Annotated in this window: 15 protein-coding genes; 8 read left to right on the top strand and 7 right to left on the bottom strand. The window is 66.4% G+C overall.

Features of this window, described 5'->3' with window-relative positions:
* The first annotated feature begins 213 nt into the window (after positions 1-213).
* On the top strand, positions 214-981 hold the full coding sequence (locus JNB89_RS26930; protein WP_220364219.1) for a DUF4088 family protein: 768 nt from the start codon (positions 214-216) through the stop codon (positions 979-981).
* A 160-nt stretch (positions 982-1,141) separates the two neighbouring features.
* Here the strand turns inward: JNB89_RS26930 and JNB89_RS26925 are convergent, their stop codons facing one another.
* From JNB89_RS26925 to JNB89_RS26915, 3 genes are all read right to left on the bottom strand, one after another.
* On the bottom strand, positions 1,142-3,604 hold the full coding sequence (locus JNB89_RS26925) for an ATP-dependent helicase (protein ID WP_220364218.1): 2,463 nt from the start codon (positions 3,602-3,604) through the stop codon (positions 1,142-1,144).
* Between the two features lie 245 nt (positions 3,605-3,849).
* Complete coding sequence (locus JNB89_RS26920; protein ID WP_135892781.1) at positions 3,850-4,131, bottom strand: hypothetical protein; 282 nt, start codon at positions 4,129-4,131, stop codon at positions 3,850-3,852.
* 98 nt (positions 4,132-4,229) lie between these two features.
* Positions 4,230-4,703 (bottom strand): hypothetical protein, encoded by a 474-nt coding sequence (locus JNB89_RS26915; RefSeq protein WP_220364217.1) that lies wholly within the window; start codon positions 4,701-4,703, stop codon positions 4,230-4,232.
* A gap of 324 nt (positions 4,704-5,027) precedes the next feature.
* On the opposite strand from JNB89_RS26915, the gene JNB89_RS26910 reads away from it, so the two are divergent.
* The 5 genes from JNB89_RS26910 to fumC all read left to right on the top strand — a co-directional run bounded on the left by JNB89_RS26910 (position 5,028) and on the right by fumC (position 12,153).
* Positions 5,028-5,246 (top strand): RNA-binding S4 domain-containing protein, encoded by a 219-nt coding sequence (locus tag JNB89_RS26910; protein ID WP_013340089.1) that lies wholly within the window; start codon positions 5,028-5,030, stop codon positions 5,244-5,246.
* Positions 5,247-5,569: 323 nt separating this feature from the next.
* Positions 5,570-6,982, top strand: coding sequence for an MATE family efflux transporter (locus JNB89_RS26905; RefSeq protein ID WP_220364216.1), 1,413 nt, complete (start codon positions 5,570-5,572; stop codon positions 6,980-6,982).
* A 626-nt stretch (positions 6,983-7,608) separates the two neighbouring features.
* The gene (gene panS, locus JNB89_RS26900; RefSeq protein WP_220364215.1) at positions 7,609-8,568 is read left to right on the top strand and encodes a ketopantoate/pantoate/pantothenate transporter PanS; all 960 of its coding nucleotides are present in this window, start codon (positions 7,609-7,611) and stop codon (positions 8,566-8,568) included.
* A 554-nt stretch (positions 8,569-9,122) separates the two neighbouring features.
* Positions 9,123-10,739 (top strand): phospholipase D family protein, encoded by a 1,617-nt coding sequence (locus tag JNB89_RS26895; RefSeq protein ID WP_222859072.1) that lies wholly within the window; start codon positions 9,123-9,125, stop codon positions 10,737-10,739.
* A 13-nt stretch (positions 10,740-10,752) separates the two neighbouring features.
* Complete coding sequence (gene fumC / locus JNB89_RS26890; RefSeq protein ID WP_220364213.1) at positions 10,753-12,153, top strand: class II fumarate hydratase; 1,401 nt, start codon at positions 10,753-10,755, stop codon at positions 12,151-12,153.
* Between the two features lie 129 nt (positions 12,154-12,282).
* Here the strand turns inward: fumC and JNB89_RS26885 are convergent, their stop codons facing one another.
* From JNB89_RS26885 to JNB89_RS31265, 4 genes are all read right to left on the bottom strand, one after another.
* Positions 12,283-12,789 carry an acyl-CoA thioesterase gene (locus JNB89_RS26885; RefSeq protein ID WP_013340094.1) on the bottom strand — a complete coding sequence of 169 codons (507 nt, stop codon included), beginning with the start codon at positions 12,787-12,789 and terminating at the stop codon, positions 12,283-12,285.
* A 76-nt stretch (positions 12,790-12,865) separates the two neighbouring features.
* Positions 12,866-14,017, bottom strand: a complete 1,152-nt coding sequence (locus tag JNB89_RS26880) for a GlxA family transcriptional regulator (protein ID WP_220364212.1) — start codon at positions 14,015-14,017, stop codon at positions 12,866-12,868.
* Positions 14,017-15,303 carry an MFS transporter gene (locus JNB89_RS26875; RefSeq protein ID WP_220364211.1) on the bottom strand — a complete coding sequence of 429 codons (1,287 nt, stop codon included), beginning with the start codon at positions 15,301-15,303 and terminating at the stop codon, positions 14,017-14,019. Before JNB89_RS26875 ends, JNB89_RS26880 begins: the two co-directional genes overlap by 1 nt.
* Positions 15,304-15,547: 244 nt before the next feature.
* A complete protein-coding gene (locus JNB89_RS31265; protein WP_013340097.1) occupies positions 15,548-15,679 on the bottom strand; it encodes a hypothetical protein in 132 nt (43 codons plus the stop codon).
* 274 nt (positions 15,680-15,953) lie between these two features.
* On the opposite strand from JNB89_RS31265, the gene JNB89_RS26870 reads away from it, so the two are divergent.
* Positions 15,954-16,667, top strand: a complete 714-nt coding sequence (locus JNB89_RS26870) for an ArsR/SmtB family transcription factor (protein ID WP_220364210.1) — start codon at positions 15,954-15,956, stop codon at positions 16,665-16,667.
* Positions 16,668-16,831: 164 nt separating this feature from the next.
* On the top strand, positions 16,832-19,606 hold the full coding sequence (locus tag JNB89_RS26865; protein ID WP_220364209.1) for a DUF6600 domain-containing protein: 2,775 nt from the start codon (positions 16,832-16,834) through the stop codon (positions 19,604-19,606).
* Positions 19,607-19,616 lie beyond the last annotated feature (10 nt).

Below are 19,616 nucleotides of genomic sequence, written 5' to 3'. Positions count from 1 at the left end.
CCCCCGGCCCACGACGGCAACCCGATGAAACCCTTAAGTTTTCTGCCAATCCGCCGATATGCAGTCGAGGTCCGCTCGCCGGGATACGTCCCGCCAACGACGCGGCAACAGGCAGGAATCAAGCGCGCGGCCATCGCGCGTCGCATCCTCCGGGTCCGCTTGCGACCGGAGCACACGACAAGGCCGCGCGGCAGGACCAAACGGGAAACACACATGGGTCAAATCACCCTCACTCTCAAAGACGAGACCATTGCGACGCTGCGCAAGGACTTCGACGCTTTTCTGCGCGTATCGCTGAAGCTCGATCCGCAGTTCGCGACGCCGTCGTTCGAGGACTTTTTGCGCGCCAAGCTGCTCGACAACATGGTTCCGCTGACGGAGCACGCGGTTCAGCGGATGTTGCAGGGCGGCCAGTATGCATGGGCGAAACGCACGCTCGACAAGGAGTTTCCGGACGTTGTCGCAATCTTGATGCGGCAGGCAGGCGAATTCGGTTTCGGCTTCGCCGCGCGCTCGGAATGGACGCCCGAAGAGCTGGCCAAGCAATGCCGCGACTGGGCGGCGGCGATCGTCAAGGAAGCCGAGGGCGACGCGGTGCTCGTCGACCCGCTCGCCGCGCAGATCAAGGGCGCGGTGCAAGACATTCAGGCGCTCGAGGAAATGATGCAGACGCCGGCATGGCGGCTCGTCGAGTCGCTGCGTCAACGCGTGTACGAGGCGAAGGTTGCTTGCGAAACGAGCGTAGGCAGCACCGCGCGAGAGAAACTCGGTGAACTGCGCGGGCTGCTGCGGCTCGGCATTTCGCACGGCTCGTTCCAGAAGCAGGAAGCTCAGCAGATCATGGAATATCTGCGCCTGCTCAAACCGGAAATTTTTGTGGAAGAGCCGTACGACGTGTTCTCGCGGATGGCTGCATGGCTGCGCAACTTTTTCGTTCCGCCGCGCCCCACTGCACAGCAGCAACAACGTCAGTCGCGCTGATCTCCCGCCCACCGGCGCCCTGCGGCGAGCTTGCGGATCCCGGCAGATGATGTGCGCGGGGCACCGATAATCGCTCCGACCAGCGGCGCTCGGCGCCATGACGTGCCTGCCTTGCGAGGACGACCTGCGGCCTGCCGTCCGCCTGTCGCTCACTGCCCGCCTAGTCCCACATCTTTCTGAGCTTCGCGCCGATTTCCAGCTTTGCCCGCGCCGCGGCGGCCAGCCCCGCGGCGGTCGGCGCGCTCGGTTCGGGCACGCGCGGCCACGCGTAGGCGTCGAACAGGGGCATCAGATCCGCTGGAATGAAGCGCGTGCGCGACGCCCATACATGGCGGTCTCCAAGGTGCGTCTGGTTGTGCACGTAAAAGCGCTGCGGCACGACGATATGCAGGTCTTCTTTTGCACGCGTCATTGCTACGTAGAGCAGGCGGCGCTCCTCGTCGATTTCCTCCTGGCTGCCGGTGCCCAGGTCAGACGGAATGCAGCCGTCCACTCCATTGAGCACGAACACGTTGCGCCACTCCTGCCCCTTCGCCGAATGGATCGTGGAGAGGATCAGATAGTCTTCGTCGATGAGCGGCACGCCGGACTCGTCGCTGGTGGCGTCGGGCGGATCGAGCGTGAGTTCGGTCAGGAAGCGTTCGCGCGACGCATAAGTGCCCGCGATGCTTTCCATTTGCAACACGTCGGCATGACGGACAGCGGCGTCTTCGTGATTGCGCGCGAGGTGCGGCTCATACCAGCGCCGCACCATCTCGAACTCGGCGGGCCACGGGGTTTCGCGCCGGTACACGCTCGCCATCAGCTTGACGAACGGATGCCAGTCCTCCTGGGCGCGCGGCGGCGGTGTGAAGGCTGCGAGTGCCCGGGCGGCCTTGTTAGCGGCTGAGGCCGAGCCGGTGGTGCCGATGCCGGTGGTTGTATCGGTGGCGGTGCCCGTGGCGGTGCCGGCGGTAGCTCCGGTGGACGTTCCGGCGGCAGTTCCAGCGGCAGTTCCAGCGGCAGTTCCAGCGGCAGTTCCGGCGGCAGTTCCGGCGGCAGTTCCGGCGGCAGTTCCAGCGGCAGTTCCCGCCGCAGTCCCGCGCGCGGCTCCTGTGCCGATCGCGTCGGAGGTTGCCTCGCCAGCACTGCCAGCGTCCATACGCGCCGCAATGTCATCAAGCAGCTTCGCCGCCGTGGCCGGTCCAACGCCCGGCAGCAACTGCACGACCCGAAAACCCGCCACGCGGTCGCGGGGATTCTCGGCCCACCGCAGCACCGCCAGCATGTCCTTCACGTGCACGGAGTCGAGAAACTTGAGCCCGCCGAACTTCACGAATGGAATGTTGCGCCGCGTGAGCTCGATCTCCAGCGCCGCACTGTGATGCGCCGCGCGAAACAGCACCGCCTGCGATTTCAATTTGACGCCCTGCTCGCGCGCTTCCAGAACCTGTTCGACGACATAGCGCGCCTGGTCCACCTCGTCCGCGACGGTCACAAGACGCGGGCGCTGCGCCGAGGCCTTGTCGGTCCACAAGTTTTTCGTATAGCGCTCGCTGGCCAGTTCGATCACCGCATTCGACGCGGCGAGAATCGGCTGCGTCGAGCGGTAATTGCGCTCGAGCGTGACCCGCGTGGCAGGCGGGTCGAACTGCGCCGGGAAGTCGAGAATATTGCGCACCGTCGCGCCGCGAAACGAATAGATGGACTGCGCGTCGTCGCCGACCACAGTCAGGCCGCGCCCGTCGGGCTTGAGCGCGAGCAGAATGGACGCCTGCAGGCGGTTGGTGTCCTGATACTCGTCGACCAGCACGTGATCGAAGCGCGCCGACAGGTCCGCGGCAATGGCCGGCTCGGCGGCCATATGCGACCAGTAGAGCAGCAAGTCGTCGTAGTCGAGCACGCTTTGCTTCTGCTTCGCGTCGACATAGGCGGCAAAGAGCATGCGCAAGTCCGCCTCCCATTCGCGGCACCACGGGAACGCGTTGTCCAGCACCTGGCCAAGCGACGCGCCGGTGTTCACCACTCGCGAATAGATCGCAAAGCAGGTGCCCTTGGCCGGAAAGCGCCGCTCTTTCGCCGAGAGTCCCAGTTCGTGGCGGACCAGGTTCATCAGGTCGGCGGAATCTTCGCGGTCGTTGATGGTGAAGGCGGGAGCGAGGCCGATCAGTTCGGCGTATTCGCGCAACAGACGGGCGCCGACACTGTGGAAGGTGCCGGCCCATGTCAGCCCTTGTGCGAGTGCGGCGCGCGTGCCGAGCGCGGCCGTGGCGATGCGCGTGACACGGCGGGTCATTTCCTGCGCCGCCCGCCGCGAGAACGTGAGCAGCAGGATTCTGCGCGGATCCGCACCTTTGACGACCAGGTTCGCAACGCGATGTGCGAGCGTGTTCGTCTTACCCGAACCCGCGCCGGCGATAACCAGCAGCGCGCCGGGCAGTGCGCGAGGCGTATCTGCCCCGTGGTCGACGGCTTGGCGCTGTGCGTCGTTGAGCTTCGCGAGCCAGGCGGTGGCATCGGACGGCGGCGGAGATTCGGCGACGGGCAGCACGGTGTGTTTGCAGGCGTTGGATGGATCGGAAACAGCGACGCATACTGTATATCCATACAACCCTGGCGCACAAGCGCCCTTTTTCCAGGACATCGCAGGTATTGAGGAAGTGGCGGGGGTCGGGGCTTAGGGCCGCAGCATTCTCTAACGCCCCGCCACTCAAGCCACCAAACCCTGGCCAAACTCCGTCATCCCTTGCCGCCCCACCTCACGAGCCGCGCCGGCGAGCCGACGCCCAAAAAACAACGGCCCGTTCGCTTGCTCGCAAACGGGCCGTGACGATCCGACCAGTCGTCCCCGCTCATTAGAAGAGCCGGAGGCCGTCAGCCAACAACTATCTACTGCTTCTTGGCATCCTTGAGATTGGCCTCAGCGTTGGCTTTGTCGGCGTCGGCTTGAGCCTCGGTCTTTTCCTTGTCGGCCTTGGCTTGAGCGACAGCCGCCTTCTTGTCCGCCTTGGCCTGCTGTTTCGCGGCCTTCTTGTCGGCATGCGTGACGGGCGCGGCGGCCGGATCGCTCGCCTGAGCGAACGCGACCGACGACAGGCAGCCAGCAATCAACAGCGCGCCGAGGCGGCTCACGGCGAATTGCGCAGACTTCGTAGATCGATCTTTATTCATGTGTTGACTCCTTGCCAAAGCGCTCAAACCGGGCGGGAGCGCGTCCCGCCCGAGCGCATCCAGTCAGGCCAGGCGCGCTACGCCCGGCGCCGACACTATTAGTGCTTGACCTCGCCGCCGTCGTTCTGCGCGCCGGCCTGACCTTGCATGTTCATCTTCATTTCGTTGTCGGCAGCCTGCTTGTCCGCCTTCATGTTGATCTTGGCGTCGCGCACCTGCTCCTTGTATTCAGACTTGGCGGCCTTCTGCTGTTGCTTGAGCTCCGCCTTCGACGCCTTCTTCGACGCCCGATACTCGGCGCGCGCCTTCGCGTTCGCTTCGCGCTTTTGCACCAGCGGGTCCGTCGACCCCGGCGCGGTCAGATTGGTCGGCGCCGGCGTCACGGGCTGTACCGGCTGCACGCCCTGCGCCGCCGGTGCGACATCGGCGCCCGGCGTCTGTACCTGCGCTTGCAGGTTGGCCCCCGCAGCGGGCTGCACCGGCTGAATGGGCTGTGTGGTCTGTGCCATGGCCGCGCTAGCGGCAAATGCGGTGATGGCGGTACCGATCAGTAGCGTACGAATCTGAGTCATGGTTAGTTCCTCTCTAAAATTGTCGTGACGCGGTGAGAGCTTCCGGCCCCGCGTCGCGGCGGTGCGTGCGGGACGCCTTCCGGCTACTCACAGCCGAACTGCATCCGGCAAGCTTTGCTGCTGAGAGCCACTTTACGAGTGGAGTCGTTTCGTGGCGACCCGTGTTACGCAACGTTTCACTTTCCGACAAACGCATAACATCTGCTTGCATTTGCTTTCGATGCGTTCGCCGCCACGCGGCGACACGTGCCCGAGGACAACGCGTCTTCTTCGGGGCAAGCTTGTGGCTTATGATGCGAACCCCTCGCCCAAGGTGCAAAGCACATGCCCAATCTCGATTTCACGCTGACCGGCGACTACGTCGAACTCCACAATCTGCTGAAGATTACGGGACTCGCGGAAAGCGGCGGCCAGGCAAAAATGATGGTCGCGGACGGTGCGGTGACCGTCGACGGCCGCGTCGAAACGCGTAAAACGTGCAAGATTCGCGCGGGCCAGGTCGTGCTGTTCGGCGACACGCGGATCGCCGTCCACGAAGCCTGAGGCCCCGGCGCTTCGGACCACGAGAATCCGCAGCCGGGCCACGCACCAAAAGCGTGCGCTGTCCATCGACATTGCAGCGTCTACCGAATAAGCTGTCAGCTTCGCCGCGCCCGGCGACCAAGCGACACGGCTGGACGCTGCTTCAGCGCAGCAGGCGTCCCACCGGTCGATGCGACTGCCGGCAACGGGATTGCAGCTGCACGGCGCCTCGCCGGCGCGTGCAGCAGCCGTGCAACAGCGGCCCGAGCCGCTAAAAGCCCAACCCGTCGCCCAAGGCCGCCGTCGCCGCGCTGCTGCCTTTTCACGCCTAACCCGCACGCTCCATGACTCAATCCGGCTTTACTCGTGCCGTCGCCCGTCCGCCCACTTTCTCGCGCCACGCCGCCGACACCGCCCGGCTCGCCGCACCGCTTGCCATTGCGCAACTGTCGCAAATGGCGATGGGCGTCACCGACACCATCCTGCTCGGCTCGCTTGGCCCCGACGCGCTCGCGGCCGGCGGCCTCGGCGCGAACCTGTTTTTCGTCGTCGTCACGCTGCTGCAGGGCGTGCTGACCTCCGTCAGCGTGAGCGTTTCGCATGCGCGCGGCGCGCAGCAAGAAAGCCGCGTGCCGCATATCTACTGGACCGGCTTCGTGCTCTCGGTGTTGCTCTCGCTGCCGGCGTTCGTGCTGCTGTCGTTCGCCACGCCGATCCTGCTCGCGTTCGGCGAACCCGCGCTGCTCGCGCACAACGTCGGCGAGTACGCGGCGGTGCTGCGCTGGGGCGCGCCCGGCAGCCTGATCGGCGTGGGGCTGATGCGCTCGTTCCTGCCCGCTATCGGCGCGGCGCGGCGGCTTTTGTGGGTGTCGCTCCTGAGCGTCGGCGCAAACGGCTTCTTGAACTACGGGCTGATCCACGGCGCCTACGGCCTGCCGCGGCTCGGCTTCCTCGGTTCGGCCGCCGCGACGTCCATCACCGTCTGGCTGACGGCGCTCGTACTGATGGCACTGCTGCACCTGCAGCCGCACTATCGTCACTTCGTGGTCGCCACGCGCCCCAACGTGCCGCTCATGGGCGAGCTGTTCGGCATCGGCTGGCCCGTCGCTATTACATACGGCGTCGAGTCCACGCTGTTTCTCGCGACCGGCCTGATGGTCGGCCTGCTCGGCGAGTCGCAACTGGCCGCGCATCAGATTGCGTTGAACGTCGCGTCGGTGGCGTTCATGGTGCCGCTCGCGATCGGCCAGGCGGCCAATGTGCGAGTCAGCTTCTGGTCCGGCGCGGGGCAGCCGCTCGCTGCGCGTCACGCGGGCTTTGTCGCGCTTGCGCTCGGCGTGGGCTTCATGACGCTGTCGGGCATCGTGCTGATCGCGGCCCCGCATTGGATCGTCGGCCTGTACCTGCACCTGGACAATCCGGCCAATGCCGCGACCGTCTCGCTTGCCAGTTCGCTGCTCGGCGTGGCGGCCATTTTTCAGATCGTCGACGGGATGCAGACGGTCGGCTCGGGTTGCCTGCGCGGCCTGAAAGACACCCGCATACCGATGATCGCAGCGGCTTTCGGCTATTGGGTAATCGGCTTTCCGACCGGCTACACGCTCGCGTTTCACTTTGGACTCGGCGCGCGCGGCTTGTGGTGGGGACTCGCAGCCGGCCTCGCGAGCGTCGCTCTGCTGATGACGCTGCGCTTTCACAAACTGAGCTTGCGGCGCGTACCTGCAGCGGCAGAGGCGCCGCCCGCGGCATCGGTTTGAAATTGCTTTGAAATAGGGCCCAGCAGCACTCGCAGCGAGCGCGCTCACTTGAGCCGGGAAGCACGGCGACTGGCAACACCGCTGCCAATTGAGAACGGCATGGCTGCGGCATCAAGCGGCATCAAGCGGCATCAAGCGGCATCGAGCGACATAGAGGAACTGCACCGAACGCTCGCGCCCTCACCGGCCGAACGAAAAACTGGTTGCACGCGCAACGAGTCCCCAAGCACGCCCCACGCGTCAACGGTAAAATGCCGGGCTCCAGCGCAAGCCGCGTGGCCGCGTCGCTCGGTCAGTTGCACGATCGCGCGACGCTGCGCTGAAACCCGCGCGCGCCCCACAAAGGACCGCGCCGCCGGCAAGTCTGCCATCCGCTGACGCACTGCCTTTCTCTGCCAGTATCACAGCAACCACCGCGACGCACACGCGCTGCACAGGCGGCTGACGCGCCGGGCGCCGGGCTCTGTAAGCGGCACACGCCAATGCTGCGGCGCCGAGCGTGCACTTGCCAGCACCATCGTCCGCATCCGCGTCGGCGTTGGCGTCGGCGTTGGCGTCGACGTTGACGTCGGCGTCGGCGTCACCCGCTCGCTTCTCACGACAAGACACAACAAGGACTTCGCCTCATGCTTGCCCGCATTACCCGTCTGTTTCCCCTTTGGGCCGTGCTCATATCGGTGGCCGCCTACTTTTCACCGGCTTCGTTTGCCGGCGTCGCGCCGCACGTCACGACGCTTTTGACCATCATCATGCTGGCGATGGGCGTCACGCTTTCGGTTGCGGACTTCCAGCGCGTCTTCACGCGGCCGGCGCCGGTGATCGCCGGCATCGTGCTGCATTACCTCGTGATGCCGCTCGCCGCCTGGGTGATTGCAAAGGCGTTGCGCATGCCGCCCGATCTGACCGCCGGCATGGTGCTGGTCGGCAGCGTGGCGAGCGGCACCGCGTCGAACGTGATGATCTATCTCGCGCGCGGCGACGTTGCGCTCTCCGTGACGATCAGCGCGTTGTCCACGCTGGTCGGCGTCTTCGCCACGCCGCTGCTCACGCGCCTTTACGTGGACGCGTCGATCGCCGTCGACGTACACGGCATGTTGATGAGCATTCTGCAAATCGTCGCGCTGCCGATTGTCGTCGGTCTGGTGGTGAACCATCTGTTCGGCAAGGCCGTTCGCAAGGTCGAGCCGGTGCTGCCGCTCGTGTCGATGATCGCGATTCTGCTGATCATCGGCGCGGTGGTAGGAGGCACGCAAAAGAGCATTGCGTCCGTCGGACTCGTCGTGATGCTCGGCGTGGTGCTGCATAACGGCATCGGCCTGCTCGGCGGCTACTGGGGCGGCCGTCTGCTCGGTTTCGACGAAGCCGTCTGCCGCACGCTCGCCATCGAAGTGGGCATGCAGAATTCCGGCCTCGCGGCGACGCTCGGCAAACTGTATTTCACGCCCATTGCAGCATTGCCGGGCGCGTTGTTTTCGGTGTGGCACAACCTCTCGGGCTCGCTGCTGGCGGGCTTCTGGGCAGGGCGTCCGGCGCAAGGCTCGACGCGTGCCGACGGCGAACGCGCGCGCAACGCAGAGCGAATTTGAGGTGTTGCGGCGGCGAGGCGGCTGCGGCAACAAGGTCGGCTAAACCGGTTCGGCTAAGGCGGAGCCGGCTGAACGCCGAACGCATCCGGCGCGTGGCCGCCACAGCGCGCTCAAGGTTTGACTAACGGCGGGCGCCTGTCGAACTCAGACGCGTCGGGCGAGCAGCAGTCAGTGCGCACCGAAGTTCGACTAACGGCGAGCGCCTGTTGAACACCAGACGCGGTCAACGCGCCGCGCGGGCCGCGCCTCGCCCGGCTCGCGACCATTGCCACGTCATCGGCCATCTCACGTCGCCCGCCATCGCTACATCAATTGCGATCGCGACCGCATCGCCTCTCGCGCCCGCTCCTGAGCCACCCATCGCGCAAGACCAACACCCGCAGCGCCGCACGACACGCACCCCGCTTCGTGCAGCGTGCACAGCTCCACGGCGCGATTCCCCTTAGAATGGATTTTCCGGCAGCGTGAGTCAAAACAACGCGCCGCCGCACGAAAAGCCTGAACAAGAAAGGGGAAGAAGCGTGCAGTCGCATACAGAACAAAAGCACACCGCAATGCAGCGCAAGCGTGCAATCGACTCAGCGAGACATTTCTTCCTGCTGTGCTGCGCGTCGGCATTTCTGACCGCGTGCGCAACCCGGCCGCCCGCCACCGCGTTCGACCGTCCGGTCACGCATGCGCTGCCCGACACCACGGCCACGCCGCTGCGCACGGCGCTCGTGCCGCTCGAAGCCGCGCATCCCGGCGAGTCCGGCTTTCGGGTGCTCTCGAGTGGTACCGACGCATTGCAGATGCGCATTGCGCTCGCCCGCGCAGCGACGAAAACGCTCGACATGCAGTACTACATTGCGAACGAGGACACCACCGGCAAGCTGCTGCTCGGCGCGGCGCTCTACGCAGCGGATCACGGCGTGCGCGTGCGCATGCTGGTCGACGACCTGAATTTCAAGGACATCGACCGGATCATGGCGGGCCTCAACTCGCATCAGAACATCGAGATTCGTGTCTTCAATCCATTCGGCAGCGCGCACGAGGGCGTGTTCGAACGCACCACCAATCTGTTCACGCAGATCGGCCATTTCACGCGCCGCATGCACAACAAGGCGATGATCGCGGATAACCAGCTGGCGATTGTCGGCGGCCGCAATCTCGGCGACGAATACTTCAGCGCAAGCGAGGTGCTGCAGTTTCGCGACATCGACGTGCTCGCCGCCGGCCCGATCACCGCTCATGTCTCCGCGAGCTTCGACGACTACTGGAACAGCAGCCTCGCGTATCCGCTGCGCGTGCTGAACAAGCAGAAATTCGACCCGCACGAGCTCGACCAGACGCGCGACGATCTGCGCCAGCACTGGCGTACGAACGCGGACCCCTACAACGCGAAGCCGTTGAACGCGACGCCGCTTTCCGCTCAGATCGCCCGCAAGCAGCTCGGCCTGACGTGGGCGCGCGCGGAGTTCGAGGTGGACCAGCCGGAAAAAATCGAGACCCCGTCGCCGGATTACGTCAGTCCGCCGATGAAGCGGCTGGGCGAACTGATGAAGGACGCACGCAAGGATTTCCTCATCGTCTCGCCCTACTTCGTGCCGCACGATGCAGGCGTCAAGGCGCTAGGCGAACTCACTCAGCGTGGCGTACGTGTCGCTATCCTGACCAATTCGCTTGCCGCGACCGACGCAGTCGCCGTGCAGGCGGGTTACAGTCCGTTTCGTGTGCCGCTGCTCAGGCAGGGCGTCGAATTGTATGAGTTCCGGCCACGCCAGGAAACGCCGACGGCGGGCTTCGCCGGGTCGCGATCGCGCGCGAGCCTGCATGCGAAGACCTATGTGATCGACCGTCGCATTCTCGTGATCGGCTCGATGAATCTCGATCCGCGCTCGGCGCATCTGAACACCGAACTCGCGCTCGTGATCCACAGCCCCGAACTGGCGGCGCAGGTCGCCGACATTTTCGAGCGCGCCGTCGGCCCCGAACAGAGCTATCGCGTCACGCTCGCCGACGACGCACAGCTCGCCTATCTGCGCTCGATCGGCGCGCCGCCGTCGCCGCTCGTGTGGACGGACGTCGAGGACGGCGTACGCCGGACCTACATTTTCGACCCGCAGGCAGGGTTATACCGGAATGCGCTAACCGGGCTATTCTCCCTATTGCCGGTCAACGCAGAACTTTAAAGCGGAGCTGAATATGACTGAAGACGTACGAATGGAGCGCGACACGTTCGGTGAAATCGGCGTGCCCAATGCCCGTCTGTGGGGTGCGCAAACGCAGCGCTCGCTGCAGAATTTCCGCATTTCCACCGAGAAGCAGTCGCCCGAGCTGATCACCGCGCTTGCCGTCATCAAGCGAGCCGCGGCCGAGGTGAATCTGGGCCTCGGCGTGCTCGACGAAAGCAAGGCGCGCGCGATCATGCAGGCGGCCGACGAGATCATCGAAGGCAAGCACGCCGAAGAATTTCCGCTCGCGGTCTGGCAGACCGGCTCCGGTACGCAGACCAATATGAATCTCAACGAGGTGATCGCCAATCGCGCGAGCGAACTGCTCGGCGGCGAGCGCGGCGAGGCGCGCAAGGTCCACCCGAACGACGACGTGAACCGCGGGCAATCGTCGAACGACGTGTTTCCGACGGCCATGCACGTGGCCGCCGCGCATGGCATCGTCAAGCGTCTGCTGCCCGCGTTGAAGACGCTGCGCGATACGCTGGACGGCAAGGCCAAGGCGTTCGCCGACATCGTCAAGATAGGCCGCACGCATTTGCAGGACGCTACGCCGCTCACGCTCGGCCAGGAGTTCTCGGGCTATGTGGCGCAGCTCGACCAGGGCATTCGTCACGTCGAATCGGCTTTGCCGCATCTGTATGAACTGGCGCAGGGCGGCACCGCGGTGGGCACCGGCCTGAACGCGCATCCCGAATTTGCGCAAAAGGTCGCGGCGGCAATTGCCCAGCTAACCGGCGTGCCGTTCGTTTCCGCGCCCAACAAGTTCGAGGTGATGGCCGCCGCCGACGCACTCGTGTTCGCGCACGGCGCGCTCAAGACGGTGGCCGCGAGCCTGAACAAGATCGCGAACGACATTCGCTGGCTTGCGAGCGGTCCGCGCTGCGGACTCGGCGAGCTGTCAATTCCCGAGAACGAGCCGGGCAGCTCGATCATGCCGGGCAAGGTCAATCCGACGCAGTCCGAAGCGGTGACCATGCTGTGCGCGCAGGTGTTCGGCAACGACGTCGCGGTGAACATCGGCGGCGCGAGCGGCAACTTCGAACTGAACGTATTCCGGCCGATGATCGCGCACAACGTGCTGCAATCCATCCGCCTGCTGACGGACGGCGCACACAGTTTCAACGAGAACTGCGCAGTCGGTATCGAGCCCAACCGCGAGCGGATCGACACGTTGCTCAACGAGTCGCTGATGCTGGTGACGGCGCTCAATCCGCACATCGGCTACGACAAGGCCGCGCAGATCGCAAAGAAGGCGCACAAGGAGGGCACCACGCTGAAGGCCGCCGCGCTCGCGCTCGGCCACGTCAGCGAGCAGCAGTTCGACGAATGGGTGCGGCCCGGCGACATGGTGGGCCACTCGGTGCCGTGAGCGGCGCTTGGACGTTGAGTGATTTGGGCGACTCCGGGTGAGTCGCCCTCGGTTTGAACTGCAATTTGGCGAGCCGGGGCATCGCTGCCCCGCGGCGTCGCAGCCGCCGCTCGCCGCACGTTTCGTCGGTCAGATCTTGCCCTGTGCCACTTCCTCGGGCTTGAGTTCGACGATCGCGTCGAGCGCTTCTTTCACGTCCATCGCGTACCTCGCAAGGCGCTTCTGCTCGTCCGTCTCCGGCACGAACGACGGCACCTGCACCGGATGACCGTTCTCGTTGACGGCGACCATCACGACGAGGCAATCCGTGGTCTGCAGCAGTTCGCCGCCCTTCGGATCGCCGGCCTGTACCGACACGTGAATGTGCATGCTGGTACGCCCCGTCGCTACGACGCGGGCTCGCAGCTCCACCAGATTGCCGACCAGAATCGGCCGGCGAAAACGAATGTTGCCGACGCTCACCGTCACGCAATAACGACCCGACCACACGGCCGCGCACGCATACGCGGTTTCGTCGATCCATTTCATCAGCGCGCCGCCGTGCACCTTGCCGCCGAAGTTGACCGAGCTGGGTTCGGCGAGAAAACGGAACGTGGTTTCGGAACGGTCCAGCGGCGCTGAGGGATGACTGCTCATCTTGACTCCGGTCAATCGGATGCATTGAAAGGAGGCGATTATACGAGGGCAATATTGACAGCGTGGGCAGTTATCGTCACGTGCCGCGGCCGGCCGCCGTATTGTCCGAGCCGGCGATAACGCCGCGCGCCGGGGCGGTCATCGCCGACATGAAGCGCTCCCGATACTCGAGCGGCAGCACGCCGAAGCGCCGCACGAACGCGCGCCGCAAGTTCTGCTCGCTGCCAAAACCACAGTCGAGCGCGATCCGCTTGAGCGGCCGGCGCGATTCGGCCAACGCCCGCGAAGCCGCCTCCAGCCGCAGCGCCGACACCGTTTTGGCCGGCGTGCGCCCTACTTCGTCGACGTAGCGGCGCGCGAAAGTGCGCGGTGTCATCCGCGCGCGTTCGGCGAGCCGCTCGACCGTCAGATCTTCGCGCAGATGGGCCGCCATCCAGCTATGCAAGGCTTCGAAGGGCCCGCCCGCCGACGCCTGCGCCGCCAGCGCCGCGCTGAACTGCGACTGGCCGCCCGGCCGCTTCATGAAGACGACGAGCCGCCGCGCGGCCTGCATCGCGACCGCATGGCCCAGGTCTTCCTCGATCAGCGCAAGCGCGAGGTCGATCCCCGCGGTCACGCCCGCGGAGGTCCACACGGCGTCCGGATGCGAGCTGGCGCCGTCCGTAGCGCCGGGGCCGGCGTCGCGAATGAAGATCGGATCGGCGTCCACTTGGACATTGGGGAAACGGCGCGCGAGTTGGGCCGCTTCGCGCCAATGCGTGGTTGCGCGCCGGCCGTCGAGCAGACCCGCTGCCGCCAGATAGAACGCGCCGGTGCACACGGAACACACGCGACGCGCGCGCGGCGCATTGCGTCTGATCCATGCGACCAGTTCCGGCTCCAGCGTGCAGTGCGGGTCGATCGGCACGCCGGGGACGATCAGCGTGTCGATCGGCTCGGTTTCGAGCGAGTCGAGCCGCTCAGTGACGACGGGTAAGCCGGTGAAGGTCTGAAGCACGCCGCCGTCGATCGACGCAATTGTCGTGCGGTATGCCACCGGGTGCGCAACTGATGGCGTGGGCGATGGCGCGGGCGTGGGCTGCGCGCGAGGGCTGTGGTCCGTGCCATGACCACAACCGCCGCTTGCGGCCATCGTCAGCTCCGCGCGCCAGAAAGCCTCCAGCGGGCCGCATGCGTCGAGCAGCACGAGATCTGGCGCGACGGCAAACACGACATGACGCGCGCTCATCACGCCACTCCCGGCGCCGCGCGCCGCTTCGCCGAGCGCGCGTAAGCCAGCGTGGCCAGCGCCGCCGCGCCGAGCAACGGAAAGATGGCCGCATTGATCGTCGCCCAGCCGAAGCGCGCGAGCAATTGCCCGGCGAACAGCGAACCGAGCGCGGAACAGGCAAAGGTTGTGAACTCGCTGGTGGCCTGGGTCTTGGCGCGTTCGGAGGGCCGATAAGATTGTGCAAGCAGCGTCGAGCCGCCGACAAACATGAAGTTCCAGCCCACGCCAAGACAAGCGAGCGCGGCATAGAAATGCGCAAGATCGGTCGAACGCAGTGCGAACACGCCGCACAGCGCCGACAGCACGATACCCGCGCCGATCACCGGCAACACGCCGAAACGCTTGATGAGCCGGGCCGAAAACAGCGACGGCGCGAACATGCCCACGAGATGCCATTGAATGATGGCTGCGCCGTCACCGATGCTGTGCCCGCACGCAACCGCCGCGATCGGCGTCGCGGTCATCACGAACATCATGACGGCATAGCCGAGCGCGTTGTTGGCGAGCGCCGCCGCGAAGATCGGCTGACGCACGATCTCGCCGAGGGGCCGCGCGGCGTCATGAGGCGCGGGTGCGGCAGGCGCAGGCGTCATGTCGCGATAAAGCAGCATGAGCAGGACTATCGACGCGAGCCCGAGCCCGGTCACGAGCGCATACGAACCGGCGAACGCCACCGGCGCGAGCCAGTCCTTGCTCCAGGCGGCGAGGAGTGGTCCGCACACCGCCGCGACCACGCCGCCGGTCAACACCGTCGAGATTGCGCGGCTCTTGCCGTCGAGCCCGACCGCGTCGGCGGCGGCGAGCCGGTAGTACTGCGCGAACGCCTGAAACACGCCGACCGTCGCAGTGCCCGCGCAAAAAGCCCAGAAGTCGTGGTGAAAGATCGCCCAAACCGACACTGCGCCGCCTAGCGCACCGACCCCTGCCCCGAGCACGAAGCCGGCACGGCGGCCAATGCGCGCCATCAGGAACGACGCGAAGATCGTGGTGAGCGCGGCGGCCACGGTAATCAGCGAGAAAGGCAGCGTGGCGAGCGCTTTGTCGTCGGCCAGCGTGTAGCCGACCAGACCCGTGAGCGTGAGATCGATCGACACCGACGATGTGTACAACGCCTGGCACACGGCCAGCACGCGCGCCGCGCGCCGACCGTGCGGATCGGGGCCGTGCAGGTTCGTGGTCGAATCGCAGACGGATGAGCCCGGGTGGGCTGAGCTGGCTGGGGTCACGGAAGTGGCAGGCGGCATGAATCGGTCCCGGGAGGTGGAATGGGCTCGGGCGGTCGCCGCGGTGGGCGCCGTAGAAGCGGCCGCGTCTGCCAGAGCAGCCAAAGCAGCCAGGGCCACCGCTCGCGGCGCCGTGACTCAATGGCTCGAGTGACGAAAGGTGCATCGTCACACGACCACAGGTGGCAGTCGTGACAATGATGCATCATTTACTGCCATCCATCGCATCACTGGACCGCGGAACGCGCCACAGCCAGCCGGTCCACTATTTGCCGTGAAAGGTAATCCCTTCGTCGATGGTGCCGTACATCGTGACGCTGCCGCCCCCGGACGAACCGCCTTGCGCGCACGCGCCCAGCAACAGGACAGACGCCAGCAAGCCCAATACGATTTTCATGACTGCGTTCCTGCAAAGACAGGCGTCGATTCTAGCCTGGCGCCGCTGACGCTCGCGCCAGCCCGTTGCCGCAGGCTCGCGGGTTCGCAAGCAGGCAGACGCGCGCACCATAACGGCGGAATTTCGTAGAGGCCGCAATCCACTGTTCACGTTAAGCTGAAACATCGAATGAACGCGCCGCGTAAAGTGGCCGCATGAAGTGGCTGCACGAAGTCGCTGCATGAGCTGTTGCGCCGCCCGCACGGCGCAAATCCGACAGAACTTGGAGCACCCTATGTCCGCCCTCCTCGCAGACGAACACAATCACTTTCCCGGCCTCAGCCGGATCGGCGCGCTGCTGGCGGACCCCGGCCGCGCCGCCATGCTGTGGGCGCTGATGGACGGCAGCGCCCGCCCCGCCGGCGAACTGACGATGATCGCGGGACTCTCGCCGTCGGCCGCCAGCGCGCACCTCGCCCGGCTCACCGAGGGCGGCCTGCTCGCGCTCGAGGTGCGAGGGCGGCATCGGTATTTCCGCATAGCGTCGGCGGATATCGCCGCGTCCATTGAAGCGCTCGCCAACGTCGCGCAAGTCAGCGCGCCGCAGCGCCCCACGCCGCGCCCCGTGCGCACCGTGCCGACTGAGATGCGCTACGCGCGCACCTGCTACGACCACATGGCGGGCGAGCTGTCAGTGCGGGTGTTCGAGCGGCTGGTCGCGCGCGGACTGCTGAGCCTGCAAGGCACGTCGCTCGAAGCGACCTCCGAGGGCGCCGCCCGCTTTGCCGACTGGGGCGTCGACCTGTCGGCGCAGCGCAGCCGCCGGCGCCGCTTTGCCTGCACCTGCCCGGACTGGAGCGAGCGCCGCCCGCACCTCGGGGGCGCACTCGGCGCGGCGTTGCTGGAGTCGTGGGCCGCGCATGGCTGGGTGGAGCGGACCGAGCGTCCGCGTATTCTGCGCATCACGCCCGCCGGTCATCGACACTTCGACGCGTTTCTCGCCGACTGAGCAACGCCGTCCGGAACCGCAGATCGGCAACGGCTGTGGACCGATCGAGACCTTTTGTTACCGCTGGTGAGGCGGCCTTACAAATGTGGGGGCCTTGAAACAGGCGCTGCAGGTAGAGTGATTCACGGATACCGCATGCAAATGCGTCCGTCGGAGAACAGAACATGCACGCCAAGACCTCACGCTTACCTTCGGGACATCGCCCTGTCTGCTACACGCTGATCGCCACGGCGGCGTTTCTGCTGGCGACGCAGTGCGCGCTCGCGCAGCAAGCCGTCCCCGCGCCGCAAGCTGCGGCCACCCAGAACACCGACCCGCCCGGACGCGTCGCGCGTCTGAACTACATGGCCGGAACCGTGACCAGCGAGCCGGCCGGCGCCGCCGACTGGTCATACGCGCAGATCAACCGGCCGCTGACAACCGGCGACCAGTTGTGGAACGACGCAAACGCCCGCTCGGAGCTGCATATCGGCTCGACGGCGCTGCGTCTTGGTCAGTCCACCAGCCTCGACCTGCTGAATCTCGACGACAACAGCGCCCAGCTCAAGGTTGCGCAAGGCACGCTGTCGGCGCATGTGCGGCAACTGCCGCCGGGATCGTCGTATGAAATCGACACGCCCAATCTCGCGCTCGGACTGAACGGACCGGGCGACTATCGCGTCGACGTCGCGCCGGACGGCAGCAGCACCACCGTCACCGTGCGCAGCGGCAGCGCGACGGCTTACGGCGATGGCGCTCAGATGCCGATTGCCGCCGGTCAGCAGGTGCGCTTTGCGGGCACCAACCTGCAGACGCTCGCCGACAGCGGCGTACCGGAGCCGGACGGCTTCGATCAATGGGCAGCGAGTCGCGACGCCGCCGAAGACCGCTCGGTGTCGGCGCGCTATGTATCGCGCGAGATTCCGGGTTATCAGGACCTCGACGTCAACGGCACATGGCGCAGCAGCCCGCAGTACGGCGAAGTATGGGTGCCGCGCGCGACGCCCGCTGGCTGGGCGCCCTACCGGGAGGGCCACTGGGTATGGCAGGCGCCTTGGGGCTGGACCTGGGTGGATGACGCGCCGTGGGGCTTCGCGCCTTACCACTACGGCCGCTGGGCTTATGTCGACGATTCGTGGGCATGGGTGCCCGGTCCGGTCGTCGTAAGCGCACCGCCGGTTTATGCACCGGCATTGGTCGCGTTTGTTGGCGGTGGCGGCGCCGGAGTCGACTGGGGCGTGAATCTGGCGATTGGCGGCGCGATGGCGGCCGGCGTCGCGTGGTTCCCGCTCGGCCCCGGGGAACGATGGCACCCGCAATGGGGCGGACGCGACAGCTGGAGCCCACGCTACTACGAACGCGTCAATCAGACGACGGTGGTCAACAACTATCACGTCACGAACATCACCAACGTCCACAACACGTACATCAACTATCGGGCGCCGCGGGCCGTAACCGCTGTGCCGGCGACGGCTTTCGTGCACGGGCAGCCGGTCGGACGCTTCGCACAGAAGGTCGATCCGGCGCAGTGGCGCAACGCCCGCATCAACCCCGGCGCGCCTGGTATTGCGCCGGTGCACGAGAGTTTCGGACCGGGCCAGCGCAGCGCGGATCACCGGCCGCCGGCGCAGGCCATGACGCGTCCGGTGGTCGCGACGCGCAGTCCGTCGGTGCCGCCCGCCTATCGCGACGGCCTTGCGCAGCGTTTCGCGCAAAGCGGTGCCCGCGTGCCTGGCGCAGGGCAGCCGATCGTGCGGACGTCGATGCCGGCGCACTTCGTCGATGGACGCGGTGCGTCGCCGGTCGCGAACGTGCGGGTCGTGCAGTCGCATATTCCCGGCCGCATGCCTGGCGCGGCAGCGGGCGCGCCTGTGCCGCAGACGCTGCCGGGCGGACAGAGCGCGGCCGGCATCGTGAGCCGTGACCAACACCCGGGACCCGGTGCGGGCGACGCGCCTGCCGCGGGACAAGCGCAACGTCCGGGTATGCAGCAGGCTCGGCCGGGCACGCTTGATCAGGCGCGTGGTCCGCAGCGCGGAGGGGCCGACGCGCTGTCGAACGGCGTGCCGCGTCCGCCGCGTGAGAACGGTGGCAACGGTGGGAACGGTGGCAATGCGCCGGGCTTCGCGCAGCAGCGCGGCACGGCCCAGCAAGCGGCGGCGGACGGGCGCCACGAGCCTGTGTGGACGCAGCCGCATACGCCGATGGCGCTACAGGCGCAGCAGACGCGGCAGGCACAACAAGCAGCGCCGCAAGGCCGGCCGCGCGGCGGCGAAGCATCACAAATCGCAAGGCCTGAAATCGCACAGCCGGTTGGCGCAGACCAGAACGCAGCGCTGCGCCAGCGCGCCGTCCCGCATCCGCCGGAAAATCGGGCGGCGACGCAACAGCCGGGCATGCTCCAGGCTCAAGGGCAGCAGCGGGATTTGCAGACGCCGCGGGGCGATTATCGCGCCCAAGGAGGCGGGTTTGATCGGCCACAAGGCCAACCGCAGCCGCGTCAGCAGGCGCAGGCTCAGGCCCCGAGTCAGGAACTGTCAGCGCAGGGCATGCGGCCGCAGCGCGCCCAGCCGGCCCCCGATGCGCGGACGCAGCAGCAGGCTTATGCCGAGTCTCGCCCACAGCAGATGCAGACGCGTCCGGAACCGCAGCTACAGGCGCAACAGCAACCTCGTCAAGAGTTTCATCCGCAGCAGACGCAGCCGCGCCAGGAGCCGCGTCCTCAGCCCCAGGTTCAACAGCAAGCTCGCCCAGAGTTCCATCCGCAGCAGATGCAACCGCGCCAGGAGCCGCGTCCTCAGCCCCAGGTTCAACAACAGCCGCGGCCGGAGTTTCATCCGCAGCAGATGCAGCCACGTCCGGAACCGCACCCGCAGCCTCAGGCGCAGCAGCCACGCCCGCAACCACAGCACGGGGACCAGCATTCGGGCGGTGGCCACGACGAGCATCATCGAGGCTAAGCGTCCCCTG

Origin of the sequence: Paraburkholderia phenoliruptrix (assembly GCF_019511605.1) — a bacterium.
Lineage (GTDB): Bacteria > Pseudomonadota > Gammaproteobacteria > Burkholderiales > Burkholderiaceae > Paraburkholderia > Paraburkholderia phenoliruptrix_A.
The sequence above is the reverse complement of the archived record's forward strand: the minus strand, read 5'-3'. Positions and strand labels throughout refer to the sequence as shown.

Bases quoted from the DNA above. Each gene is read 5' to 3' on its own strand.
- JNB89_RS26930 (WP_220364219.1), top strand. From the start codon at position 214: ATGGGTCAAATCACCCTCACTCTCAAAGACGAGACCATTGCGACGCTG.
- JNB89_RS26925 (WP_220364218.1), bottom strand. From the start codon at position 3,604: ATGTCCTGGAAAAAGGGCGCTTGTGCGCCAGGGTTGTATGGATATACA.
- JNB89_RS26920 (WP_135892781.1), bottom strand. From the start codon at position 4,131: ATGAATAAAGATCGATCTACGAAGTCTGCGCAATTCGCCGTGAGCCGC.
- JNB89_RS26915 (WP_220364217.1), bottom strand. From the start codon at position 4,703: ATGACTCAGATTCGTACGCTACTGATCGGTACCGCCATCACCGCATTT.
- JNB89_RS26910 (WP_013340089.1), top strand. From the start codon at position 5,028: ATGCCCAATCTCGATTTCACGCTGACCGGCGACTACGTCGAACTCCAC.
- JNB89_RS26905 (WP_220364216.1), top strand. From the start codon at position 5,570: ATGACTCAATCCGGCTTTACTCGTGCCGTCGCCCGTCCGCCCACTTTC.
- panS (WP_220364215.1), top strand. From the start codon at position 7,609: ATGCTTGCCCGCATTACCCGTCTGTTTCCCCTTTGGGCCGTGCTCATA.
- JNB89_RS26895 (WP_222859072.1), top strand. From the start codon at position 9,123: ATGCAGCGCAAGCGTGCAATCGACTCAGCGAGACATTTCTTCCTGCTG.
- fumC (WP_220364213.1), top strand. From the start codon at position 10,753: ATGACTGAAGACGTACGAATGGAGCGCGACACGTTCGGTGAAATCGGC.
- JNB89_RS26885 (WP_013340094.1), bottom strand. From the start codon at position 12,789: ATGAGCAGTCATCCCTCAGCGCCGCTGGACCGTTCCGAAACCACGTTC.
- JNB89_RS26880 (WP_220364212.1), bottom strand. From the start codon at position 14,017: ATGAGCGCGCGTCATGTCGTGTTTGCCGTCGCGCCAGATCTCGTGCTG.
- JNB89_RS26875 (WP_220364211.1), bottom strand. From the start codon at position 15,303: ATGCCGCCTGCCACTTCCGTGACCCCAGCCAGCTCAGCCCACCCGGGC.
- JNB89_RS31265 (WP_013340097.1), bottom strand. From the start codon at position 15,679: ATGAAAATCGTATTGGGCTTGCTGGCGTCTGTCCTGTTGCTGGGCGCG.
- JNB89_RS26870 (WP_220364210.1), top strand. From the start codon at position 15,954: ATGTCCGCCCTCCTCGCAGACGAACACAATCACTTTCCCGGCCTCAGC.
- JNB89_RS26865 (WP_220364209.1), top strand. From the start codon at position 16,832: ATGCACGCCAAGACCTCACGCTTACCTTCGGGACATCGCCCTGTCTGC.